Annotated in this window: 21 protein-coding genes; 15 read left to right on the forward strand and 6 right to left on the reverse strand. The window is 70.2% G+C overall.

Annotated elements, in window-relative coordinates:
- Positions 1 to 111 precede the first annotated feature (111 nt).
- Entirely contained in the window at positions 112 to 1,302 is a 1,191-nt protein-coding gene (locus tag AB0M80_RS03200) for a sialidase family protein (RefSeq protein WP_364558028.1), read from the forward strand.
- Positions 1,303 to 1,324: 22 nt separating this feature from the next.
- A complete protein-coding gene (rfbA, locus tag AB0M80_RS03205) occupies positions 1,325 to 2,206 on the forward strand; it encodes a glucose-1-phosphate thymidylyltransferase RfbA (protein WP_364558031.1) in 882 nt (293 codons plus the stop codon).
- A 47-nt stretch (positions 2,207 to 2,253) separates the two neighbouring features.
- Here rfbA and htpX read toward each other — a convergent pair whose 3' ends face one another.
- Positions 2,254 to 3,105: a zinc metalloprotease HtpX gene (htpX, locus tag AB0M80_RS03210; protein WP_364558034.1), complete on the reverse strand. Its 852-nt coding sequence runs from the start codon at positions 3,103 to 3,105 to the stop codon at positions 2,254 to 2,256.
- Between the two features lie 133 nt (positions 3,106 to 3,238).
- On the opposite strand from htpX, the gene AB0M80_RS03215 reads away from it, so the two are divergent.
- From AB0M80_RS03215 to AB0M80_RS03275, 13 genes are all read left to right on the forward strand, one after another.
- A complete protein-coding gene (locus AB0M80_RS03215; protein WP_364558037.1) occupies positions 3,239 to 4,207 on the forward strand; it encodes a YncE family protein in 969 nt (322 codons plus the stop codon).
- 40 nt (positions 4,208 to 4,247) lie between these two features.
- Positions 4,248 to 5,123 (forward strand): LLM class F420-dependent oxidoreductase, encoded by an 876-nt coding sequence (locus tag AB0M80_RS03220; RefSeq protein ID WP_364558040.1) that lies wholly within the window; start codon positions 4,248 to 4,250, stop codon positions 5,121 to 5,123.
- A gap of 277 nt (positions 5,124 to 5,400) precedes the next feature.
- Positions 5,401 to 6,633 (forward strand): class I SAM-dependent methyltransferase, encoded by a 1,233-nt coding sequence (locus AB0M80_RS03225; RefSeq protein WP_364558043.1) that lies wholly within the window; start codon positions 5,401 to 5,403, stop codon positions 6,631 to 6,633.
- A 1-nt stretch (position 6,634) separates the two neighbouring features.
- Positions 6,635 to 7,426, forward strand: a complete 792-nt coding sequence (locus tag AB0M80_RS03230) for a glucose-1-phosphate cytidylyltransferase (RefSeq protein ID WP_364558046.1) — start codon at positions 6,635 to 6,637, stop codon at positions 7,424 to 7,426.
- A complete protein-coding gene (locus AB0M80_RS03235) occupies positions 7,423 to 8,070 on the forward strand; it encodes a PIG-L deacetylase family protein (protein WP_364558049.1) in 648 nt (215 codons plus the stop codon). The genes AB0M80_RS03230 and AB0M80_RS03235 overlap by 4 nt, the downstream gene beginning before the upstream one ends.
- Positions 8,071 to 8,075: 5 nt before the next feature.
- Positions 8,076 to 9,095 carry an SDR family oxidoreductase gene (locus tag AB0M80_RS03240; RefSeq protein ID WP_364558051.1) on the forward strand — a complete coding sequence of 340 codons (1,020 nt, stop codon included), beginning with the start codon at positions 8,076 to 8,078 and terminating at the stop codon, positions 9,093 to 9,095.
- Positions 9,095 to 10,375, forward strand: coding sequence for a DUF4910 domain-containing protein (locus tag AB0M80_RS03245; RefSeq protein ID WP_364558054.1), 1,281 nt, complete (start codon positions 9,095 to 9,097; stop codon positions 10,373 to 10,375). The genes AB0M80_RS03240 and AB0M80_RS03245 overlap by 1 nt, the downstream gene beginning before the upstream one ends.
- A gap of 5 nt (positions 10,376 to 10,380) precedes the next feature.
- A complete protein-coding gene (locus AB0M80_RS03250; RefSeq protein ID WP_364558057.1) occupies positions 10,381 to 11,715 on the forward strand; it encodes a hypothetical protein in 1,335 nt (444 codons plus the stop codon).
- 7 nt (positions 11,716 to 11,722) lie between these two features.
- Positions 11,723 to 12,667: a glycosyltransferase family 2 protein gene (locus AB0M80_RS03255; RefSeq protein WP_364558060.1), complete on the forward strand. Its 945-nt coding sequence runs from the start codon at positions 11,723 to 11,725 to the stop codon at positions 12,665 to 12,667.
- The gene (locus AB0M80_RS03260; RefSeq protein ID WP_364558062.1) at positions 12,664 to 13,848 is read left to right on the forward strand and encodes a polysaccharide pyruvyl transferase family protein; all 1,185 of its coding nucleotides are present in this window, start codon (positions 12,664 to 12,666) and stop codon (positions 13,846 to 13,848) included. The genes AB0M80_RS03255 and AB0M80_RS03260 overlap by 4 nt, the downstream gene beginning before the upstream one ends.
- Positions 13,845 to 14,393 (forward strand): dTDP-4-dehydrorhamnose 3,5-epimerase family protein, encoded by a 549-nt coding sequence (locus AB0M80_RS03265; RefSeq protein WP_364558064.1) that lies wholly within the window; start codon positions 13,845 to 13,847, stop codon positions 14,391 to 14,393. The genes AB0M80_RS03260 and AB0M80_RS03265 overlap by 4 nt, the downstream gene beginning before the upstream one ends.
- An 8-nt stretch (positions 14,394 to 14,401) precedes the next feature.
- The gene (locus AB0M80_RS03270) at positions 14,402 to 15,718 is read left to right on the forward strand and encodes a glutamate-1-semialdehyde 2,1-aminomutase (RefSeq protein WP_364558067.1); all 1,317 of its coding nucleotides are present in this window, start codon (positions 14,402 to 14,404) and stop codon (positions 15,716 to 15,718) included.
- Between the two features lie 93 nt (positions 15,719 to 15,811).
- Positions 15,812 to 17,293, forward strand: coding sequence for a right-handed parallel beta-helix repeat-containing protein (locus tag AB0M80_RS03275; protein WP_364558069.1), 1,482 nt, complete (start codon positions 15,812 to 15,814; stop codon positions 17,291 to 17,293).
- 231 nt (positions 17,294 to 17,524) lie between these two features.
- Here the strand turns inward: AB0M80_RS03275 and AB0M80_RS03280 are convergent, their stop codons facing one another.
- From AB0M80_RS03280 to AB0M80_RS03300, 5 genes are all read right to left on the reverse strand, one after another.
- Positions 17,525 to 18,139, reverse strand: a complete 615-nt coding sequence (locus AB0M80_RS03280; RefSeq protein ID WP_364558072.1) for a maleylpyruvate isomerase family mycothiol-dependent enzyme — start codon at positions 18,137 to 18,139, stop codon at positions 17,525 to 17,527.
- 310 nt (positions 18,140 to 18,449) lie between these two features.
- Positions 18,450 to 19,097 (reverse strand): phosphatase PAP2 family protein, encoded by a 648-nt coding sequence (locus tag AB0M80_RS03285; RefSeq protein ID WP_364558074.1) that lies wholly within the window; start codon positions 19,095 to 19,097, stop codon positions 18,450 to 18,452.
- The gene (locus tag AB0M80_RS03290) at positions 19,094 to 20,263 is read right to left on the reverse strand and encodes a glycosyltransferase family 4 protein (RefSeq protein ID WP_364558077.1); all 1,170 of its coding nucleotides are present in this window, start codon (positions 20,261 to 20,263) and stop codon (positions 19,094 to 19,096) included. Before AB0M80_RS03290 ends, AB0M80_RS03285 begins: the two co-directional genes overlap by 4 nt.
- Entirely contained in the window at positions 20,260 to 21,528 is a 1,269-nt protein-coding gene (locus AB0M80_RS03295; RefSeq protein WP_364558079.1) for an O-antigen ligase domain-containing protein, read from the reverse strand. The genes AB0M80_RS03290 and AB0M80_RS03295 overlap by 4 nt, the downstream gene beginning before the upstream one ends.
- A 1-nt stretch (position 21,529) precedes the next feature.
- On the reverse strand, positions 21,530 to 23,056 hold the full coding sequence (locus AB0M80_RS03300) for a right-handed parallel beta-helix repeat-containing protein (protein ID WP_364558082.1): 1,527 nt from the start codon (positions 23,054 to 23,056) through the stop codon (positions 21,530 to 21,532).
- Between the last annotated feature and the right edge of the window lie 8 nt (positions 23,057 to 23,064).

The raw sequence follows: 23,064 nt of genomic DNA on the forward strand, positions 1-23,064 counted from the left end.
GCGTCGCCGGAGCGTTACGCGAGTGGTCCGTCACCCGAACGCGCGAATGCGCCCGTGGCTGCCGATCAGCCGTGTTGTAATCGCGCGGTCACCGCGTGGAGGGGGGTCGGGATGCGCCGCTTGCTCGTCTTCGTGCTGGCGCTCACGGCCGTCGCCTCGCTGCTGACGGCCGCGAGCGCGGCCGAGCGCAAGCAGCTCGTCCCCGGCTTCGGGGCGTACGCGCGCCTGATCCGTCTCGAGCACTCCGTCCTCGGCCGCGGGCACATCATCGCCACGCTCACCAGCGAAGACGCCGGCGGCAAGTTCACGCCGGTCCTGGAGAGCACCGACGAAGGCGAATCGTTCCACCAGATCGGCGCGATCCACGACCCCGACGGCCGGTACGGCATGTGCTGCGGCACCGTCTACGAGCTGCCGCAGCGCGTCGGCAGGCTGCGGGCGGGCACGCTGCTGTGGGCCGCGTCGTACCGGCAGGACGCCGGGCCACAGCGGCGCGTCGGGATCCGGATCTGGGCCAGCAGGGACGGCGGCCGCTCGTGGAGCTTCCTGGCCGAGGCCGCGCGGTCGCACAACATCGACGGCGTCTGGGAGCCCGAGTTCACCGTCGACGCCGGCGGCACGCTCTGGCTCCACTTCGCCGACGAGACGCAGGCGCCGAAGTACGCGCAGGTGCTCAACCGGGTCGCCTCGACCGACGGGGTGACCTGGGGCACCAAGCAGCTCACCGTGGCGATCCCGCCGGACCGGGTCCGGCCGGGCATGCCGACCATCCGGCGGCTGCCCGACGGCCGCTACTACTTCGCCTACGAGATCTGCAACTTCGGCGACCGCTACTGCGACCCGTACTTCAAGATTTCGGCCGACGGCGCCAACTGGGGCGACCCCGCCGACCCCGGCACCCGGGTCACCACCGCCACCGGCAACTACTTCCAGCACGCCCAGACGATCACGCTGTTCCCCGGCGGCCCTCACGGCGTGCGGATCGTCATGGTCGGGCAGATCTACACCAACGCGCTGGGCGAACCGCAACCGGACAACGGCCAGGTGCTGCTCGCCAACGACGACTTCGGCAGCGGCCACTGGTACGAGCTGCCCGCTCCGGTGCACGTCACCGGCATCCACAACAACTTCTGCCCCAACTACTCCTCGACGCTGCTGCCGGTCGACGACGGGCGGAACGTCCTGGAGATCGCCACCGAGGACAACTTCGGCTGCAAGGCCTACTTCGGCAAGGGACCGGCCTTCCCACCGTTCTCCCCCCGCGGGCGAAGCGAGCCCGTAGGGTGGGCCCGGTCGGGGTGACCGCGGAGTAGGGAGGCAGTCCATGAAGGGCATCGTGCTCGCCGGAGGCAGCGGGACCCGCCTGCACCCGATCACCCAGGCGGTGTCGAAGCAGCTGCTCCCGGTCTACGACAAGCCGATGATCTACTACCCGGTGTCGGTGCTGATGCTGGCCGGGATCCGCGAGATCCTCGTCATCTCCACCCCCACCGACCTGCCGATGTTCCGCAGGCTGCTGGGCAACGGCGACCAGTTCGGCGTCTCGTTCTCCTACGCCGAGCAGCCGAGCCCGAACGGGCTGGCCGAAGCCTTCGTGATCGGCGCCGACTTCATCGGCGACGACGACGTGGCGCTCGTCCTCGGCGACAACATCTTCTACGGCCAGGGCTTCTCCGGGCGCCTGCAGCAGGCCGTGCGCGAGCTCGACGGCTGCGTCCTGTTCGGTTATCCGGTCAAGGACCCCGAGCGCTACGGCGTCGGCGAAGTCGACGACGACGGCAAGCTGGTCACCATCGAGGAGAAGCCGGCGACGCCGCGCTCCAACAAGGCGATCACCGGGCTGTACTTCTACGACAACCAGGTCGTCGAGATCGCCCGCGCGCTGACGCCGTCGGCGCGCGGTGAACTCGAGATCACCGACGTCAACCTGACCTACCTGCGCCAGAACCGCGCCACGCTGGTCGAGCTCAGCCGCGGGTTCGCCTGGCTCGACACCGGCACGCACGACTCGCTGCTCGAGGCCGGCCAGTTCGTGCAGGTGCTGGAGCACCGCACCGGCGTGCGCATCGCCTGCCTCGAGGAAATCGCGCTGCGCATGGGTTTCATCGACGCCGACGAGTGCTACGCGCTGGGCAAGAAGCTGGCGAAGTCCGGCTACGGCGACTACGTGAAGGCAGTCGCCGTAGCGGCGGGAGCTTCAGCCTAGGGCTGGGTCTGCGGCGCGGGCGAGTCGTCGGGGACAGCCGGCCGGGATCAGAACGGGCGGCGCGCCATCTCTTCGAGCCGCCGGATGCGGTCGGAGATCGGCGGGTGGGTCGAGAACAGCTTGCTCAGCCCCTCGCCGGGGCGGAACGGGTTCGCGATCATCAGGTGCGACTGCGACACCAGCTGCGGCTCCGCGACCAGCGGCCGCGCCCGCGTCCCGGCTTCCAGCTTCCGCAGCGCCGAGGCCAGGCCCAGCGGGTCGCCGGTCAGCTCGGCGCCGGACGCGTCGGCCTGGTACTCCCGCGACCGGCTCACGCCCATCCGGATGACGGCCGCCGCGATCGGCCCGAGGAAGATCAGCAGCAGGCTGAGCAGGGGGTTTCCGTCGCGGTTGTTGCTGCCGAAGAACAGCCCGATGTTCGCGAGCACGCTGATCACGCTGGCCAGCGCGCCCGCGACGCACGAGATCAGGATGTCGCGGTTGTAGACGTGCGACAGCTCGTGGCCGAGCACGGCCCGCAGCTCGCGCTCGTCGAGCAGGTCGAGGATGCCGGTGGTGCAGCACACCGCCGCGTGCCGCGGGCTGCGGCCGGTCGCGAACGCGTTCGGCGCGACCGTCGGGCTGAGGTACAGCTGCGGCATCGGCTGGCGGGCCACGTGCGCGAGCTCGCGCACGATCCGGTACATCACCGGCTGCTCGACCTCGGACACCGGCCGCGCCCGCATCGCGCGCAGCGCCAGCTTGTCCGAGCTGAAGTAGGCGAACGCGTTCATCCCGAGGGCGACGACCAGCCCGATGACCAGGGCTCCGCGGCCGAAGAGCCCGCTGAACGCGACGATGATCGCCGACAGCAGGCCGAGCAGCAATGCCGTCCTGAGTCCGTTCTGGTGCCCGTGCACGCGCGCTCGCCTCCGTCCGCTCTGGAAGTGGTTTACCCAGTGGAAACAACGCGATCGGGGGACGCGAAGTTCCTTCGGGTGCGGCCGACGCGGGTTACGCTCGGAGCCGAGCCGATCACGACCGGAGGCGCCGATGGGAGGTGGGCCGCTACCTCGGCGAACACTGTTCGCCCTGGTCACCGCGGGTGCCGGGGCGCTCGCCCTGCCCGGAACGGCGCGCGCGGCGAACGTCCGGTCGATCGACGTCGGCGGGGCCCCGGCCGGGGTCGCGGTGAACCCGGTCACCGGGCTCGCGTACGTCACCGATCCCCAGGCCGGGACGGTGACCGTCGTGGATCCGCGGAGCGCGTCGGCCGACGAGGTGATCCACGTCGGCGGCGAACCCGGCGACGTCGCGGTCGATCCGAAAGCCGGCCGGATCTACGTCGCGAACCCGCCGGCGGGCACCGTCGTGGTGCTGGACGGCCGGACCCACGACCTGGTGAGCGTGATCGGCGCGGGCGCCGGCGCGTCGGCGCTGGCGGTCGACGAGGAGGCCGACCGCGTCTACGCCGCCAGCGGAGCCACCGGGACGCTCGCCGTGCTCGACGGCGTGAGCTGCACCCTGGCGGCGCTCGTGCCGGGCCCGAAGCCGGGCCTCGCCGGGCTCGCCGTCGACCCCGTCCGCAAGCTGGTCTACTGCGCGAGCACCGCCACGGATTCGGTCGAGGTGTTCTCGATCGACACCGGGCAGTTCGTCGCTTCGGTGAGGGTCGGGCGCAACCCGACGGGTGTCGCGGTGCACCACGCGAGCGGCACGGTCTACGTCGCGAACTCCGGCATCCACCACATGTCCATTGTGGATGCGGCGACCCGCACCGAACGCAAGACCGTGTTGCTGCGCAGCGAATCCTCCGCACTGGCCGTGCACCAGGGCACGAACACGGTGTACACCAACGGCGGCCAGAACGGGCTCGGCCGGGTCGACGGCACGGCGGGCACGCTGAGCGGCGAGCTGTCACTGGGCGTCAACCCCGGCAACGTCGCCGTCGACCAGCGCACGCGCACGGTGTGGGTCACCGACTCCCTGCACGGCCGGGTCTTCCGGATCCGCGATTTCTGACCGGGCAGTTGGGGCAACTCCAGGTATACGGTCGGAAACCATGAAACTCGGACTGCAGATCCCCGACTTCACCTGGCCGAACGGCGCGTCCGCGCTGGGCGCCGACCTGGCCGCCGTCGTCCGCGCGGGCGATCAGGCGGGCTTCGACTCCATCGCCGTGATGGATCACTTCTTCCAGATCGGCGCCGTCGGCCCGACCGAAAACGACATGCTCGAGGCGTACACCACCCTCGGCTTCATCGCTGCGCACACCGAGCGCGCCAAGCTGCTCACCGTCGTCACCGGCGTCCTCTACCGGCACCCCGGCCTGCTCGCCAAGGCGATCACGACGCTGGACGTGCTGTCCGGCGGCCGCGCCGTCCTCGGCATCGGCGCGGGCTGGAACGAGGAGGAATCCCGCGGGCTGGGCTTCCCGTTCCCGTCCGTGGCCGAGCGGTTCGAGCTGCTGGAGGAGAACCTCCAGTACGTGCTGCAGATGTGGGCCGACGGCGACGCGCCGTTCAAGAGCAAGCACTTCGACGCCGAACGCCTGCTGAACGTGCCGCAGGCGCTCCAGAAGCCGCGTCCGCTGATCATGATCGGGGGCGGCGGCGAGAAGAAGACGCTGAAACTCGTCGCGAAGTACGCCGACGCGTGCAACCTCTTCAACGGGCCGGAGCTGGAGCGCAAGCTGGACGTGCTGCGGCAGCACTGCGAGAACGAGGGCCGCGACTACGGCTCGATCGTCAAGACCGTCTACCACATCCTCGACGTCGGCGAGAACGGCGAGAAGGCCGACGAGCTGCTGGCCGAGCTGGAGCGGCTGAACGGGCTCGGCATCCAGGTCGCCCTCGGCATGGTGCCGCACGTCCACCGGCCGGCCGTGCTGGAGAAGTTCGCGAGCCACGTCATCCCGGCCGCGGAGAAGCTCGCCTGAGCCTTCCTGAGCAGAAACTTGCCGGAGCCCTTTCCGCCGAGCGGCGGGGAGGGCTCCGGTGCGTTCAGCCGCCCTTGCGACGAGCCGGGCCATGGCCACGTCCACTGTGGACGTTACGGGTCCGATCGGGTGCGCTCCGTGACCTTCGCCACACTTCGGTGAACCAGGTTGCGGTTCCGAATCGGTCCACCCCCTGCCGGGTCCCGGTGTAACGACCTTCCGCCCCTGCTCGACGTGTCTAACGCACATCGCGACCGCGAGCCAAGGAGCCTGGTAGATGACCACATGTCGACTCTGCGGTTCGACAAACACGGCCGGCGTCGTGGACCTCGGTGCGACTCCCCCGTGTGAGCGATTTCTGACGGCCGATCAGCTCGACGAGCCGGAAGCCACCTTCCCGCTCCACCTGAAGGTGTGCACCGACTGCTGGCTGGCCCAGATCCCGCCGCTGATCGATCCCGGCGACACGTTCACCGAGTACGCGTACTTCTCGTCCTTCTCGACGTCGTGGGTCGAGCACGCGAAGCGCTTCGTCGACGGCGCGGTCGACCGGCTCGGGCTCGGCGAGAAGTCGTTCGTCGTCGAGGTCGCGAGCAACGACGGGTACCTGCTCAAGCACGTCGTCGGGCACGGGATCCGGTGTCTGGGCGTGGAACCTTCGGTGAACGTCGGGCAGGCGGCGCGCGACGCCGGCGTGCCCACCCTGACGGCCTTCCTCTCCGAGGAAACCGGCCTGAAGGTGCGCGAAGAGCACGGGCCGGCCGACCTCGTGGCCGCGAACAACGTCTACGCGCACATCCCCGACGTCCTCGGCTTCACCCAGGGCCTCCGCGCGCTGGTGGCCGACGACGGCTGGGTCTCCATCGAGGTCCAGCACCTGCTCACGCTGATCGAGCAGAACCAGTACGACACGATCTACCACGAGCACTTCCAGTACTACACGGTCGAATCCGCGCGCCGGGCGCTCGCGACCGGCGGGCTGACCGTGGTCGACGTCGAACTGCTGCCGACGCACGGCGGGTCGATCCGGCTGTGGGCGCGTCCCGCCGAGGTGGCGGGCGAGCCCAGCGAGCGGATGACCGACGTGCTGGAGCGGGAGAAGGCGGCCGGGCTGCACGAGCTGTCCGGGTACACCGAGTTCGCCGAGCGCGTCACCCGCGTGCGGCTGGACCTGCTGAAGTTCCTCATCGAGGCGCGGAACGACGGGAAGACCGTCGTCGGGTACGGCGCCCCGGGCAAGGGCAACACCCTGCTGAACCACTGCGGCATCCGGACGGACCTGCTGCAGTACACGGTCGACCGCAATCCGTACAAGCACGGCCGGTTCACCCCGGGCACGCGCATCCCGGTGCTGCCGCCGGAGCGGATCGAAGCGGACCGGCCCGACTACGTGCTCGTCCTCCCGTGGAACCTCCGGGAGGAACTGACCGAACAGCTGTCGTTCGTGGGTGCCTGGGGCGGAAAACTCGTGTTCCCCATTCCCCGCCTGGAAATCGTCGAGGTGCACTGAAGTGAAGGTCGTCCTCTTCTGCGGTGGCTACGGGATGCGAATGCGCAACGGCGCGGCCGACGACATCCCGAAGCCGATGGCGATGGTCGGTCCGAGACCGCTCATCTGGCACGTGATGCGCTACTACGCGCATTTCGGCCACACCGAATTCATCCTGTGCCTCGGCTACGGCGCGGCGCACATCAAGAACTTCTTCCTGAACTACCAGGAAACCATTTCGAACGACTTCGTCCTCCGCAACGGGCAGGCGAAGCTGCTGTCGACCGACATCGCGGACTGGACGATCACCTTCGTGCAGACCGGCATCGAGTCGCCGATCGGGGAGCGCCTGCGCCGGGTCCGCGACTACCTGGACGGCGACGAAATGTTCCTCGCGAACTACGCCGACGTCCTTTCCGACGTGCCGCTGCCCGACATGATCGAGCGGTTCTCCAACACCGACGCGGGCGCGTCGATGATGGTCGTGCCGCCGCAGTCGTCGTTCCACTGCGTGGAAATGGACGAGGGCGGCAAGGTCGGCTCGATCACCGCGGTGAGCGAAATGCCGCTGTGGGAGAACGGCGGGTACTTCGTGCTGCGGCAGGAAGTGTTCGACCACATCCCGGAGAACGGCGACCTGGTCGCCGACGGCTGCGGCGAACTCGCCAAGCGCGGCCGCCTGCTGGCCTACCCGTACCGCGGTTTCTGGAAGCCGACGGACACGGTGAAGGAACGCGCGGCGCTGGACAACGCCTACACCCACGGCGACCGGCCCTGGGCGCTCTGGGAGCGCGTGGCCGCGAGCATCGCGTGATCGGGCTTCGACCGGAACGGCTCGGCGGCGTCGTCGCCCTCGGCGCGCACTGCGACGACATCGCGATCGGCGCCGGCGGCACGCTGCTGACGCTGTGCGCTTCCCGGCCCGGCCTGCGGGTCGACGCCCTGGTCCTCTCCGGCGGCGGCACGCCCCGCGAGGACGAGGAGCGGGCCGCGCTGGCGGCGTTCTGCCCGGGCGCGGACCTCGGCGTCACGGTGCTGAAGCTGCCGGACGGGCGGTTCCCGGCCCACTGGGAAGAGGCCAAGAACGCCCTGGAAGAGCTGCGGCGGCGGGCCGACCCGGACGTCATCCTGGCGCCACGCACCGACGACGCGCACCAGGACCACCGCGGGCTGGCGAAGCTGGTGCCGACGGCGTTCCGCGACCACCTGGCGCTGGGCTACGAGATCGTCAAGTGGGACGGCGACCTCGGCAGCCCGTCGGTGTACCAGCCGCTCGCCGACGACGTCGCCGAAGAGAAGGTCCGGCTGCTGCAGGCGCACTACGCCTCGCAGCGGCAGCGGCCCTGGTACGACCGCGAGGCCTTCCTCGGGCTGGCCCGCATCCGCGGGATCGAAGCCGCCACGAAGTACGCCGAAGCGTTTTTCGTCAAGAAACTCACTCTCGATCTGAAGGGTTGATTCCGATGCGGGTGTTGCTGACGGGGCACAAGGGCTACCTGGGGACGGTGATGGCCCCGGTGCTCGCCGCCGCCGGCCACGAAGTCGTCGGCCTGGACTCCGGGCTGTTCGAAGAGTGCCTGCTCGGGCCCGCCCCCGCCGACCCGGCCGGGCACGTCGTCGACCTCCGGGACGTCACCGCTTCGCACGTCGCGGGGGTGGACGCGGTGATCCACCTCGCCGCGCTGTCGAACGACCCACTCGGCTCGCTGGCGCCGGACCTGACCTACGACATCAACCACCACGCGTCGGTGAAGCTCGCGAAGCTGGCGAAGGACGCCGGCGTCCAGCGCTACCTGTACGCGTCGACCTGCTCGGTGTACGGCGCGGGCGGCGACAACCTGGTCGACGAAGACGCCCCGCTGAAGCCGGTGACGCCGTACGCCGAGTCGAAGGTGCGCGTCGAGGCGGACGTCCACGAGCTCGCCGACGACGACTTCACGCCGGTGTACATGCGCAACGCGACCGCGTTCGGCTACTCGCCCCGCCTGCGCGGCGACATCGTGCTGAACAACCTGACCGCGCACGCCCACCTGTCCGGCGAGGTGCTGGTGCTCTCCGACGGCACGCCGTGGCGGCCGCTGGTGCACGCCCAGGACATCGCGCGCGCGTTTGCCGCTGTGTTGTCGGCGCCGAAGGAGGCCGTGCACAACAAGGCCTTCAACATCGGCACCGAGGACAACAACGTCACCGTCGCCGAGATCGCCCAGGAGGTCGTCGAGGCCGTGCCGGGCTCGACGCTGAACATCACCGGCGAGGCCGGCGCCGACCCGCGGTCCTACCGGGTCGACTTCTCGCGCTTCCGTTCGGCGATCCCCGGGTTCACCTGCGAGTGGTCGGTCAAGGACGGCGCCGTCGAGCTCATCGAGGCCTACCGCAGGTTCGGGCTCACCCGGGAGTCGTTCCAGCACCTGTTCACCCGGCTGGCCTGGCTGAAGAGCCAGGGCGAAGCCGGCCGCGTCGACAACACCCTGCGGCGGAAGTAGTGGCGGGCCCGCAGCTGCGGACCGGGGCGGAACTGCACGCCCTGGTCGAGCGGCTGTACCCGATCTGCCGCAGCATCACCGGCGACGGCGTGCGGCAGACCCTGGACATCATCGGCGAGCACATCGCGCTCGAGCGGCACGAGGTCCCGACCGGCACCCAGGTGCTGGACTGGACGATCCCGCAGGAGTGGAACATCCGCGACGCGTACGTCGCTGCTCCGGACGGAACGCGGGTGATCGACTTTCAGGAGTCGAACCTGCACGTCGTCGGGTACAGCGTCCCGATTTCGGCGCGGATGCCGCTGAGCGAGCTGCGGGAGCACCTGCACACCCTGCCCGACCAGCCGTCGTGGGTGCCCTACCGGACCAGCTACTACGCCCCGGCCTGGGGTTTCTGCCTCGCGCAGGAAAAGCTCGACGCGCTGCCCGACGGCGAGTACGACGTCGTCATCGACTCGACCCTCGAGGACGGCTCGCTGACCTACGCCGAGCACGTCGTGCCCGGCCGCGTCACCGACGAGGTCATCGTGTCCTGCCACGTGTGCCACCCGTCGCTGGCGAACGACAACCTCGCCGGCATCGCGGTGGCCGTCTCGCTGGCCCAGCAGCTGGCGCTTTCGCAGCCGCACTACACGTACCGGTTCCTGTTCATGCCGGGGACGATCGGCTCGATCACCTGGCTGGCCCGCAACTCCTCCCGGATCGAGAAGGTCAAGCACGGCCTGGTGCTGGCGTGCGCGGGCGACCCGGGATCGTTGACGTACAAGAAGTCCCGCCGCGACGACGCCGAGATCGACCGCGTGCTGCAGCACGTATTGCGCTCGCGGGAGCATCGCGTCGTCGACTTCTCGCCCTACGGCTACGACGAGCGCCAGTTCTGCTCGCCGGGCTTCAACCTGGGTGTCGGCTCGCTGACGCGCACGCCGTACGCGGGCTACCCCGAGTACCACACCTCCGCCGACAACCCGGGTTTCGTCTCGCCGTCGGCCATGGAGGACACGCTCGGCGCGCTTCGCGACGCTTTCGGCGTCCTGGACCGCAACCGCCGGTACGTCAACCTCAGCCCGTACGGCGAGCCGCAGCTCGGCAAACGCGGGCTGTACGACTCGCTCGGCGGCCGCAGCGACGCCAAGCAGGCCCAGATGGCGATGCTGTGGGTGCTCAACCTCTCCGACGGCGACCACAGCCTGCTCGACATCGCCGAGCGCGCCGGGCTGCCGTTCGACCTCGTCGACGTCGCGGCGCGGGCCCTGCACGACGCCGGCCTGGTCAAGGAGTGAACGACGTGGCCAACCATCGCCGTGTCCCCCGCTCGCTGCTCCGGAACGGCGCCGTGCGCGCCATGGCCGGGCGGCTGAGCTGGGGCCTCGGCGACCAGGCGGTGTCCAGCCTGACCAACTTCGCCGTCGGTCTGTACGTGGCCCGCTCGCTCGGCACGTTCGCCTTCGGCATCTTCAGCCTCGCCTGGGTGACCTACGGCGTGGTGCTCAACATCTCGCGCGGCCTCGCCACCGACCCGCTGATGGTGCGGTTCAGCGCCGTGCCGGAGGACCGGTGGCGCTCAGGCGTGGCGAGCGCGGCCGGCACCGCGATCGGCGTCGGCTGCGCGACCGGGCTGGTCAGCCTGGTCGCCGGGCTGGCCGCGGGCGGCCCGCTCGGCAACGCGTTCGTCGCGCTCGCCGTCGTCCTGCCCGGCCTGCTGCTGCAGGACGCCTGGCGGTTCGCCTTCTTCGCCCACGGCGCCGGCAAGAAGGCGTTCGTCAACGACTGCGTGTGGGGCGTGGCGCTGCTGCCGGCGCTGTACGTCGCCGCGCAGATCCACACCGTGGTCGCGTTCGTGCTGGCCTGGGGCCTCTCCGGCGCGGTCGCGGCCCTGTACGGCTGGTTCCAGACGGGGATCCTCCCGCACCCGCGGGAGATGCTCGGCTGGCTCCGGACGCAGCGCGACCTCAGCGTCCGGTACCTCGTCGAGAACGTCAGCAACAGCGGCGCGTCGCAGCTGCGGGCGTACGGCCTCGGCGCCATCGCCGGGATCACCGCCGTCGGCGCGGTCCGCGGCGCGGAACAGCTCCTCGGGCCCTTCCTGGCCCTGCTCATGGGGCTGTCCCTGGTCACCGTCGCCGAGGGCACGCGGGTGCTTCAGCGGGCGCCGCACCGGCTGAAGCACTTCTGCGTGATCCTCGGTGGCGGGCAGGCCGCCGCCGCGCTGTGCTGGGGCCTCGGCCTGCTGCTCCTGCTGCCCGACGGCGCCGGCCGGTGGGTGATGGGCTCGGTGTGGGACTCGTCGTCCCCGCTGATTCTCCCGGTCACCCTCGCCGTGGTCGGCGCGAGCTTCGCCACGGGCGCCGCGGCCGGCCTGCGCGCCCTCGGCGCGGCCAAGCGGAGCCTGCGCTCGCAGCTGATCGCGTCCCTGTTCTACGTCACGTTCGGCATCACCGGCGCGTTCCTCGGCGGCGCGGCCGGGTCCGCGTGGGGCGTCGCGACGGCCACCCTCGGCGGGTCCGTCGTGTGGTGGCTCCAGCTGCGGCTGGGGCTGCGCGACTACGTGCCGCCGGTCCCGCCGGGCGCCAACGAAACCACCGTGGTCTTCGAGCCGATCAAAGAGCCGATCAAGGAATGAGGACTCCATGACCACCGTCCCGCGGCTGAGCCTCGGCCTCCCGGTGTACAACGGCGAGGAGTACCTCGCCGAGTCGCTGGACGCCCTGCTCGGCCAGACCTACGAAGACTTCGAGCTGATCATCTCGGACAACGCCTCCACCGACGGCACCGACGAGATCTGCCGCCGCTACGTCGAGAAGGACTCGCGGATCCGCTACGTCCGCCAGCCGAAGAACATCGGCGCCACCCCGAACCACAACTTCGTGTTCGACGTGTCCCGCACCGAGCTGTTCAAGTGGGTCTCCCACGACGACCTGTACGCCCGCGACCTGCTCAAACGGTGCGTCGAGGCCCTCGACGAGCGCCCGGACGTCATCCTGGCCCACTGCGACCAGGCGATCATCGACGGCGACGGCCGCATCGTCCAGCCGCTCGAGTACACGCTGGACACCGGCTCCCGGCACGCGCCGGACCGGTTCCGCAGCGTCCTGTTCGAACCGGGCGGCGACGACTTCTACGGCGTCATCCGCGCCGACGTCCTCCGCCGCGTCAAGCCGCTCGACAGCTACCACCACGCCGACCGGACCTACTCGGCCGAGATGGCCCTGCACGGCCCCTTCTACCAGGTACCCGAGCTGCTCTACTTCCGCCGCGACCACCCCGGCCGCGCGGAACGGGCCAACCCGACCATCCGGAGCCGGTGCGCGAATCTGGACCCGCGACGCGCGAACCGGCTCCGGAACCCCACCGTCCGCCTGCTCGGCGAGTACGTCTACGGGTTCGCGGACCTGATCCGGCGCGCGCCGATCTCGGGCGCCGACAAGCGCGAGTGCTTCGGCCACCTCGGCAGCTGGCTGACCAACCGGGCTCGCTCCGGCCACGGCGAGCGCGTCGAGGACCGCGCGCCGACCGCCTCGGACGTCGCCACGGTCAACGAGATCGTGGCCGGCCGGGAAGGCAGGCTCGCGTGAAGCGTGCGCCCCGCGTCGGCGTCTTCGGCCTGCTCGGCTCGGGGAACCTCGGCAACGACGGTTCCCTCGAAGCCGTGCTCGGCTACCTGCGCGCCGAGTACCCGGACGCCGTGCTGAGCGCCCTGGTCGGCGGCCCGGAGCTCGTCCGCGATCGGTACGGCCTCGACACGACGCCGCTGCACTGGAACCAGTCCGAGTACGAGACGGCGTCCGGCCTGCGCTCGGTCGTCCTCAAGGGCCTCGGCAAGCTGGTCGACATCGCGCGCACCGCGGCCTGGGTCCGGAAGCAGGACGTCGTCATCGTGCCCGGCATGGGCGTGCTCGAAGCGACGCTGCCGCTGCGTCCCTGGGGTTTCCCGTATTCGCTCTTCCTCCTTTCCGCCACCGGGCGCCTCTTCGGCACCAAGGTGGCGCTCGTCTGCGTCGGCGCCAACGAGATCAGCGCCCGGGCGACGCGGACACTGGTCCGCTGGTCCGGCCGGCTGGCCGCCTACCGCTCCTACCGCGACGACATCTCGCGCGACGCCATGCGCGCCATGGGCGTCGACACCCGTGCCGACCAGGTTTATCCCGACCTCGCGTTCTCCCTCCCGACCCCGGACGCCGACGGCACGCCGGGCACCGTCGGCGTCGGCGTGATGGCCTACTACGGCGGCAACGACGACCGAGCCGACGCCGAGCGCATCTACCGCCACTACGTGGACACGATGAACCGTTTCGTCGCGTGGCTCGTTGACCAGGGCAGACCCGTCCGGCTGTTCATCGGTGACCGGATCGACCGGCAGGTCGTCGACGAGATCATCGAGCAGACCGCTTCCCCGCTGGTGACGGCGGCTTCGGCGGAGACCCTGGACGAGCTGATGCACGAGATGGCGGCGGTGGACAGCGTGGTGGCCACGCGCTACCACAACGTGCTCTGCGCCCTGAAGGTCGCGAAGCCGAGCGTGGCGATCGGGTACGCGCCGAAGAACGACGTGCTCATGGCGGAGATGGGCCTCGACGGCTTCACCCAGCGGGCGAAGACCGTCCGCTTCGACCGGCTCGTCGAGCAGTTCACCGAGCTGGAGAACCGCTCCGCCGAACTGCGTCAGACCCTCCTGGAACGGAACGAATTGAACGCGCAACGGCTCAAAGACCAGTTCGCCGCTCTTTCGGCGGCCCTCTTCGGGGGTGGGCGATGAAGGCCATTCCGGTGCCCGAGATCGACGGTGCGTACCTGTTCGAACCCACACCGCATGCGGACCAGCGCGGATTCTTCAGCCGGACGTTCGACCGCGACGTCGTCGCGTCGGTGGGCATCGACCCGGACGGCTTCGCCCAGGACAGCCTTTCCCGGTCCCGCAAGGGCGTCATCCGCGGGATGCACCTGCGGGGCGGGGCCGGCGAAGCGAAGCTGGTGCGGTGCTCGCACGGCGCGATCTTCGACGTCGTCGTCGATCTCCGACCGGATTCGCCGACATTCCGGAACATCAAAACCTTCGAACTTTCCGGCGAAACCCAGGTTTCGGTGTACATCCCGGCGGGGTGCGCGCACGGATTCCAGTCACTCACGGATCCCTCCGACGTTTCGTACCGTATCGATCGGGCGCACGATCCTGAAGAAGACATTACGATTTCGTACAAAGACCCTGAATTGGACATTTCGTGGCCACTGCCGGTCACAATGGTCAGTGACCGGGACGAACGGGCGCCGTCTCTCGGAGAGGCGTTGAAAGCAACGAGGTGAGCCACGACATGGGAACGAACCTGCCCCGCTCCACGAAGGCGAACGAGCGGCTGCACCGGGTCATCCCCGGCGGTGCGCACACTTACGCCAAGGGCTCGGACCAGTATCCCGAAGGGATGGCCCCGGTCATCTCCCACGGCCGCGGCGGCCACGTCTGGGACGTCGACGGCAACGAGTACATCGAGTACGGCGCGGGGCTGAGAGCCGTCAGCCTCGGCCACGCCCACCCCCGCGTCCTCGACGCGGTCCGCAGCGAGCTGGACAAGGGCAGCAACTTCATCCGCCCGTCGATCATCGAGGCCGACGCCGCCGAGCGGTTCCTCGAAAACGTACCGACGGCCGACATGGTGAAGTTCACCAAGAACGGCTCCGACGCGACGACCGCCGCGGTCCGGCTGGCCCGCGCCGCCACCGGCCGCAAACTCGTCGCCAGGTGCGCCGACCACGCCTTCTTCTCCACCGACGACTGGTTCATCGGTACTACGCCGATGAACGCAGGCATTCCGGACGAGACGACCGACGCGACGGTGTCCTTCCCGTACGGCGACCTGCAGGCCGCGGAGGAGCTGCTGCAGCGCCACGACGGCGAGGTCGCGTGCATGATCCTGGAGCCGGCCGCGGCGGTCGAACCACCGCCGGGATACCTGCAGGGCCTGCGCGAGCTCGCCACCCGTCACGGCGTCGTCCTGGTCTTCGACGAGATGATCACCGGCTTCCGCTGGTCCGCCCACGGCGCGCAGGGCCTCTACGGCGTCACGCCCGACCTCTCGACGTTCGGCAAGGCGCTCGGCAACGGCTTCGCCGTCTCCGCGCTGGCGGGCAAGCGGGAGCTGATGGAGATCGGCGGCCTGCGCACCGGCCGCGAGCGGGTGTTCCTGCTCTCGACCACGCACGGCGCGGAGACCCACTCGCTGGCCGCCGCGATGGCGGTCATGGACGTCTACCGCGACGAAGACGTCATCGGCCGCCTGCACGCGCTCGGCGACCGGCTCGCCGCCGGCGTCCGCGAGGTCGCCGCCGGGATCGGCGTCGAAGACCACGTGGTCGTCCGCGGCCGGGCCAGCAACCTGGTCTTCGGCACGCTCGACGAGCAGGGCAAGCCGTCGCAGCCGTACCGGACGCTGTTCCTGCGCGAGCTGATCAGCGGTGGCGTGCTCGGACCGTCGTTCGTGGTCAGCGCCGCGCTGACCGAAGCGGACATCGACAAGACCATCGACGTCGTCGCCCAGGCCTGCACGGTCTACCGCAAGGCCCTCGACGCCGACGACCCGGCACCGTGGATGGGCGGCCGCCCGGTGCAGCCCGTGTTCCGCAAATACGCCTGATCCCCGCACCGGCGGGCCGGATTCACCCGTTGGGTCCGATGAGGACACTTGAGGGTGACTGTTTTCCGGCCCGTTCGTGCGTAACGTCCAGCCATGGGCAGATCTCGTTCGATACTCGTCGCTGCTTGCTCGCTCCTGATCGCCGTGGCGTGCCCGGCGGTCGGGCGCGCCGCAGCCGGACCCGGGCCGGTGTGCGGACACCAGCCGGCCCAGTACGAGCAACCGCCCTCCGGAGCCGTCGCCGTCGATCCGGGCGTCGACGGCGACCTCTCGGCCAAGACGGGGGCGCACCCGGCGGGCACGACGTTCTGGCTCCGGCCCGGCACCCACACGCTCGGGACCGACGAGTTCGGCCAGGTCGTCCCCAAGGACGGCGACGTGTACCTCGGCGCGCCGGGAGCGGTCGTCGACGGCCGCGGCGTCAACCGGGCGGCCTTCACCCAGCAGGCGCGCAACGTCGAGATCCGCGGCCTGACGATCCGCGGGTTCGCCGCGCTGCAGGACCAGGGCGTGGTCAACCACGACTCCGGCGACGGCTGGCTCATCGAGAACACCACCATCGAGGACAACGCCGGCGCGGGGCTGATGTCCGGCGCCGGCCAGGTCGTGCGGCACAGCTGCCTGCGCAACAACGGTCAGTACGGGCTCAACGCCTACCAAGCCGGTGACGGCATCACCGGGCTCGTGCTGGAGGGCAACGAGATCACCGGCAACAACACCGGCGACTGGGAGGCCAAGGTGCCGGGCTGCGGGTGCAGCGGCGGCGCCAAGTTCTGGGCCGTGAACGGGGCCGACGTCCGCGGCAACTGGGTCCACGGCAACCACGGCGCCGGGCTGTGGGCCGACACGAACAACAACGACTTCCTCGTCGAGGACAACCTGTTCGAGGCCAACGACGCCGAGGCGCTGTTCTACGAAACCAGCTACAACCTGGTGCTGCGCGGCAACACGTTCCGCCGCAACACCCTGGTGCAGGGCCGCACGTTCGCGTCGCGCGGCGACAACTTCCCGGTGGCGACGGTGTACCTCTCGGAATCGGGCGGCGATCCGCGCGTGCCGGCGCGGACGTCGGCCGTCGACATCAGCGGGAACACCTTCGAGGACAACTGGGCCGGGATCACGTTGTGGGAGAACGCCGACCGCTTCTGCAACAGCCCGGCGAACACGTCCTCGGGCTACTGCACGAAGGCGGCGGCAAAGTCTTCGTGTGCCGCCGGCACGATCGAGAAGGCGCCGGCGTACGACGACTGCCGCTGGAAGACGCAGCGGGTGGAGATCCACGGGAACACCTTCCGCTTCGACACCGAACGGGTGGGCTGCACCGGCCTGTGCGGACGGATGGCGCTGCTGTCGAACTTCGGGACGTTCCCGGATTGGTCGCCCTACAAGGGAACCGTGGTCGAAGAGGCGATCACCTTCCGCCAGGCCAACCGGTGGCACGACAACTCCTACACCGGGCCGTGGACCTTCGTCGTGCATGACACCTCCAGGACGGTCGACGCTGCGGGCTGGCGGGCGGGGCCCTACTCGCAGGACGAGTGTTCTTCGTTCGGCGGTGGGACCGCCGGCTGCTGATCACGAGCTTGCCGACCGGGTCCGACAATTTCCACCTCGCCCCCCATCGATCATCGCAGTTTTCGTTGCTGTCAAAGGCAAAACTCGCGAACGGAGAATTTCGGACAGCACCAGCTTCACCCCTTTCAGCGATGGCGTTCGCACGCATGTTCGGTACGGTCGGAGACATGACCTCTTCGACTTCCACTCCCACAGGCCACGGTGCTCGACTGTCCACTCCGGACTCGGAGCTCAGACCGTGGTGAAGCGCGCGCTCGGCTCGCCCCGAAGACGGCCGGCGGGCAGCCGCCGGTTGCAGAGCACGAGCAGCAGGTCCTGGGCCGCTCCGGCAAGCGGCGTGCCGCTGCCGTACGACCAGTCGAGATCGTCGGCGCGCAGCGCGATGCCGGTCAGATCGGTGCCGAAGTACTTGATCTGCTTCGGCTTCATCGCCGCGAAGATGACCTCCAGGCGTTCCAGGGGAACCCGGCGATCCAGCTGCAGCGCGGTCGTGATGTCCAGGCCGTGGATCACGTCGTGGCTCAGAGCACCTTCCGCACCCCCGCCCGGCGGCCGCCACGGGTGGTCGGCGTTGTCGCGCAGCGAGGCGACCAGCACCTCGCGGGAAAGCTCCGCCGCCTCGCGGCGGGCGACGCGGTCGGCCATGGCGTTGAAGCGCCCGCCGGACTTCACCATTTCCCGCACGAACCGTCCGGTCGAGAACCGGAAAGGCATCGTGATGTGGGCCACCACCTCGGCCACACGCCAGCCGGCGCACAAGGTAGCCGAGTCCCAACCGGACGGCGGCAATTCGTCGAGCAGCGCGGCCAGCTCCCGCCGCTCGGCGGCGATCAGATCCTGGATCATGAGGGTCTCCTTCACGGATAGGTCACCCCACCGACGAACGGCAGCAGGCGCGACCGACACCTCCCCAAGACCGATTCCCCGGCCAGGACGGGTCCACCGGCCGGCCGCGTCACCAGCGACCCGCCCCTCAGAGCGAGCCGGCGTCCCAGCGCACAACCACCGCCTCTCGAAGGCGATCAGCGCCCCAGCCACCCCGTCGGACGATCACAGACCGGTCGGCAACTCAGTGACCCTGGAACGCGACGACCACTTCGCAAAGGCCGTGCGCGACCCGGCCGCCCCTGCGCACAGCCACCACCGCTCGGAAGCGTCAAAGCCGGTCGGCGACGCGGTCCAGCACCCGCGCGGTCCCCGGGACCGCCGCCAGCGCGGCGCAGAACCCCCCGGCAGCATCCGTCGGGTAGTGCGCGCCCAACGCCACCTCGGCCCAGCCCATCGCCACTCCGGCGACCAGGGCCAGTCCCAGGGTCAACGCCACCGCGACCGCGCGCCCGAGCCCCAGCCGGTCGGTGAGCAGCAGGGCGATGATCAGCGCGAGCGCAGTCGCCAGAGCGGTGTGCCCGCTCGGGTAAGACAGGAACTCGCCGTGGATGGTGCGGCCGACCAGCGGCTTCAGCACCGTCGTCACCGCGACCGTGACCACGACGCCGAGCACCGTCAGCACGGCCGTCCGGACGCGGCGGGCCAGGAAGCACACCCCCGCGAGCAGGGCGAGCAGGATCACCGACCCCACCGGTTCGCCGCCGAAGTCGATGATCAGCGCGAGGTACCGCCACGGCGGTTGCACCCCGTCGATCGACGGCAGGAGTGCCGCGTCGATCCCGGTCAGACCCGAGTCTCGGAAGTGCAGGATGCCGAGAGCGACCAGGACCGCCGTCGCCAGCGCGGCCGACATCGCCAGCGGTGCACGCAGTACGGCAGGCAGGGCCGCGGGCGCCGTCCGGACCAGCTGCCTCACGCCTTGATCGCCGCCTCGTACCCGGTGATCAACCGGTCCAGCCCGACCGCCGGCGTGAAGTCCTTCTCGTACCTGACGCGGGCCGCCTCGCCCATTTCGCGGTTGCGGTCGCCGACGACCGCGCTCAGGCGGTCCGCGAGCGAGGCCGCGTCGTTCGGCACGTGCAGGAGACCCGTGACACCGTCGTCGACGAGCTCGGGGAACGCGCCGTGCGCCGCCGCCACCGTCGGGACGCCGGCCGCCATCGCCTCGACCACCACCAGGCCGAAGGCCTCCAGCCACGTCGACGGTGCGACCACCGTGACCGCGTCGGCGGTCAGCGCGCGACATTCCGCCTTGTTCCGCAGGCCGACGTACGAGACGTCGTCGCGGCCGGCCGCCCAGGCCGCGACCTCGTCCTGCATCGGGCCGGTGCCGGCGATGACCAGCGGAACGCCCAGGGCGCCGCCGAGGCGGTCCCAAGCCCGCATCAGCAAGCCGACCCCCTTCTCCTCGGTGACACGGCCGAGGAACAGCACGTGCTTCCCGCTGCCGGTGCGGCGGACGCCGGGGTCGGTGACGAAATTGTGCTTCACCGCCATCCGCTCGCCGGGCATCCCGGCCGACACCAGGAGGTCACGTTGGGCCGCCGAAATGCAAAAGAACCGCGAAATGCCCGTCCACCACCGGCGCCGGTTCGCGATCATGCTCGCCGCCATCGGGATCGTGGCCGCGCTGGAACCGCGGTAGCAGCCGTGCTTCACCGCGGGCAGCGGTGAGCCGCCGACGCACTCGGTGCAGATGCGGCCTTCGCGGTGGAGCGTGCCGGGTGGGCAGACCATCGTGTAGTTGTGCAGCGTCGCGACCGCGGGCACCCCCGCGTCCGCGCAGGCGGCGACCACCGACGGCGACAGCAGCGGGAACGTGTTGTGGATGTGCACGACGTCCGGGCGCGACGCCCGCAGCCGGGCGGCGAGCTCCTTCCGCACCGCCGGGTTCCACGGCACCATCAGCGGCACCGCGGCCTTGCGGGGCAGCGGCATCGCCGCGATGTCGTCGCTGCGGCGTTCGAACAGCGACACCTGGTGGCCGCCCTCGGCGAGCAGCGTCACCTCGGCGTCGACGACGTTGTTCTCCCCGCTCGGCTGCTCGGACCGGTACCGGTTGTGCACCACGAGCACCTTCACGCGCCTGCACCTCGCACGTCTGCCCCCTTCGCCGGGATGAATGCTTGTTCGTCGGATTGCGGCACCCCGCGGACCAGCAGCGACGCGGCGAGCGCCAGGTGCAGCAAGTACGGCGACGCGTCGCCGAGACCCGCTTCGGTGTAGGAGGCCGAAACGCAGTAGGTGATCAGGAAGATCGCGCACGCCCTCGCCAGAGAAGGCGGCCGCAGCACCGCGACCGCGATCAGCGTCAGCAGGAACGCGGCGACCAGCGCGATCCCGAGGAAACCCTGCTCGTGGTAAATCGCGAGCCAGCTGTTGTCGATCGGGAGGCCGTCGTAGGACTTGTCCGTCAGCCCCACCCCGAAGAGGTACTCCGCTGTCGAGCGCGGGGCTTCCAGCAGCGCGTCCCACACCTTCGCGCGGCCGGTCAGGCTGGAGAAGTTGTCCGCGCTCTGCCCGCGGAGGAACCACGCCTGCAGCGCACCCGCGAGCACCACGCCGGCGACTCCGCCGACGCCGACCGTCCACGCGAACACCCTCCGCGCGCGGGCGCTGGTCAGCACCATCGACAGGAAGGCCACCGCCAGGCCGGCGACGAGGCCGAGCGTTGCCGTGCGGGTGTGCGTGAGCATCAGCAGCGCCACCGCCGGCACCACGATCACCAGCGCGCTGCGCCACGTCGTGCGGCGCCCGAACCAGAGCAGGAGCGTGAGCCCGGAGATGACCGCCGCGTACTGGCCGATCTGCGGCGGGGTCAGCGGCCAGATCGCCCCCGAGAGCCGGCCGCCGTACTCCTCCGGCATGGCGTTGCCGGGTGAGATCACCAGGCCGACCGCCACCGACGCGAGCACGACCACGTAGGTGCGGATGTGGGACCGGACGAAGCCGAACCCGCCGTCCCACCAGCGGGTCAGCAACCAGAGCGTGGAGACGAACACCGTGAGCCGGAAGCACCGGAACAACGCGCCGGCGCCCTCCTGCAGGTCGGCGCTGGAGAGAATGCTCAACCCCAGCAGCGCCGTCAGCAACAGCAGGTACGCGCTCGGGCGGATGCGCAGGTGCTTGTTCAACGCCAGCGCGATCACGAACGCCGTCATCAGCGCGCCCATGGTGACCAGCTGGCTGGCCGACCGGGGCAGCGGGAGGATCGTCTTCGCGCCGGTCGAGCCGAGCGTGTTGAGGATCAGCAGCGCCCACGCCACGCCCGCCCACTTCGGCGTCGAGGACGTGGGTTCGGGCGCGGCGTCGCCGCGGATGCCGGCCGTTCCGGGGTGCGCCGTCATGTCAGCCCCCGCCCTGCGCGGTGAAGGTGCTCCCGGAGTCCTGCGAGTACGGCGCGCCTTCCCACTCGCCGATCTCGAGGACGCGGTCGGCCGAGTACGCGATGAACGTCCACGGACCGGCGTAGCTGTTGTCGTGCCACTGGTTGTCCTGGCGGAACGTGATCGTTTCCTGGACCACGTTGCCGCGGTAGGGCGACCAGTCCGGGTAGCTGCCGAAGTTCGACAGCAGGCCCATCCGGCCGCACGAGGCCTGGCAGCCCACGACCGCCGGGTCGAGGACGAACTTGTTGTCGTGGATGTCGACGTGCTGGGTCTTCCAGCGGCAGTCGGCCAGGAGCGCGCCGCTCGTGATCGCCGGGGCCGCGCACTGCTTGACCGACGGCACCAGGCGGGTGCAGTCGCCCGAGGAGGTGTTGGCCGGGCTGTTGCAGTAGCGGTCGGCGTTCTCCCACAGCGTGATCCCGGACCAGTTGTCCTCCAGGTAGTTGCGGGAGATCTCGATCTTCGCGGTGCGGGCCTTGATCCGCGGCTCGCCGCCGGACTCGGAGATGTACACCGCCGACGTCGGGAAGTTGTCGCTGCGGTCGGCGTACTTGCGGCCGTCGGCCCAGTTGTTCCTGCGGATCGTGTTGTCCCGGATGACGGCGTTGTAGCTGATCTCGTAGATCAGCGCGGCGCTGTCGTTGTTCTCGATGAGGTTGCCCTCGATGAGGAAGTCGTTGTTGTTCGTGTCGGCCCACAGCCCGGTGCCGTGGTTGTCGTGCACCCAGTTGCCCCGCACGTCGGCGCCGTCGACCTGCCAGAACTTCACCCCGCCGCTGCAGCCGCAGCCGTCGATCTTCGCTTCCCAGTCGCCGGTGTTGTTGCCCGCGATCTCGTTGCCCTCGACGACCAGTGCAGTGAGCGGCGTGCCGCCGGAGTAGGCGTTCATGCCGTACTGGCCGTTGCGGCGCAGGCAGTTGCCGCGCACCTGCTGGCGCGCGCCCGCCATGAGCCCGGCGCCGTCGTTGTCCTGGACGGTCGAGTGCTCGATCAGCCAGCCGTCGCCGGAGTCGTGGTTGACCACGCCTTCGTCACGGGGGGCGGCGAAGCCCTGCACGGTGACGTAAGTGATCTTGACGTCGACCGCGTGGCCGGTGAACGCGTACTGGTTGATCTTCCGGCCGTCGACGATCGCGCCCGGTGCGCCGAGGTAGACGTCGCCGTCCTTGGGGGACACCTGGTCGTACTTGTCGTCGCCGAGGATGTGCTTGCCCGGCTTGAGCCAGAACGTCGTGCCGGGCCCGGCCGCGCGTGTCTTCACCGCCAGGTCGCCCGGCACCGCGGGGTCGACGACGACCGCACCCGCCGGCGCGGTGGCCGGCCCGGCCGGCTGCTTGTCGCACACCGCGGCGACCGACCCGCTGGGGGCCGATGTGGCCTTGGCCGGGCCGCCGTCGGTGTCGGGGCCGCCCGAGCACGCCGCGACCGTGAGCAGGACGCCGAGCAGCGGAGCTGCGCGGCCGAGTCGGAAGCGGCGGGCTGTCACGGGCGGGT

The organism is Amycolatopsis sp. NPDC051045 (genome assembly GCF_040682955.1).
Lineage (GTDB): Bacteria > Actinomycetota > Actinomycetes > Mycobacteriales > Pseudonocardiaceae > Amycolatopsis.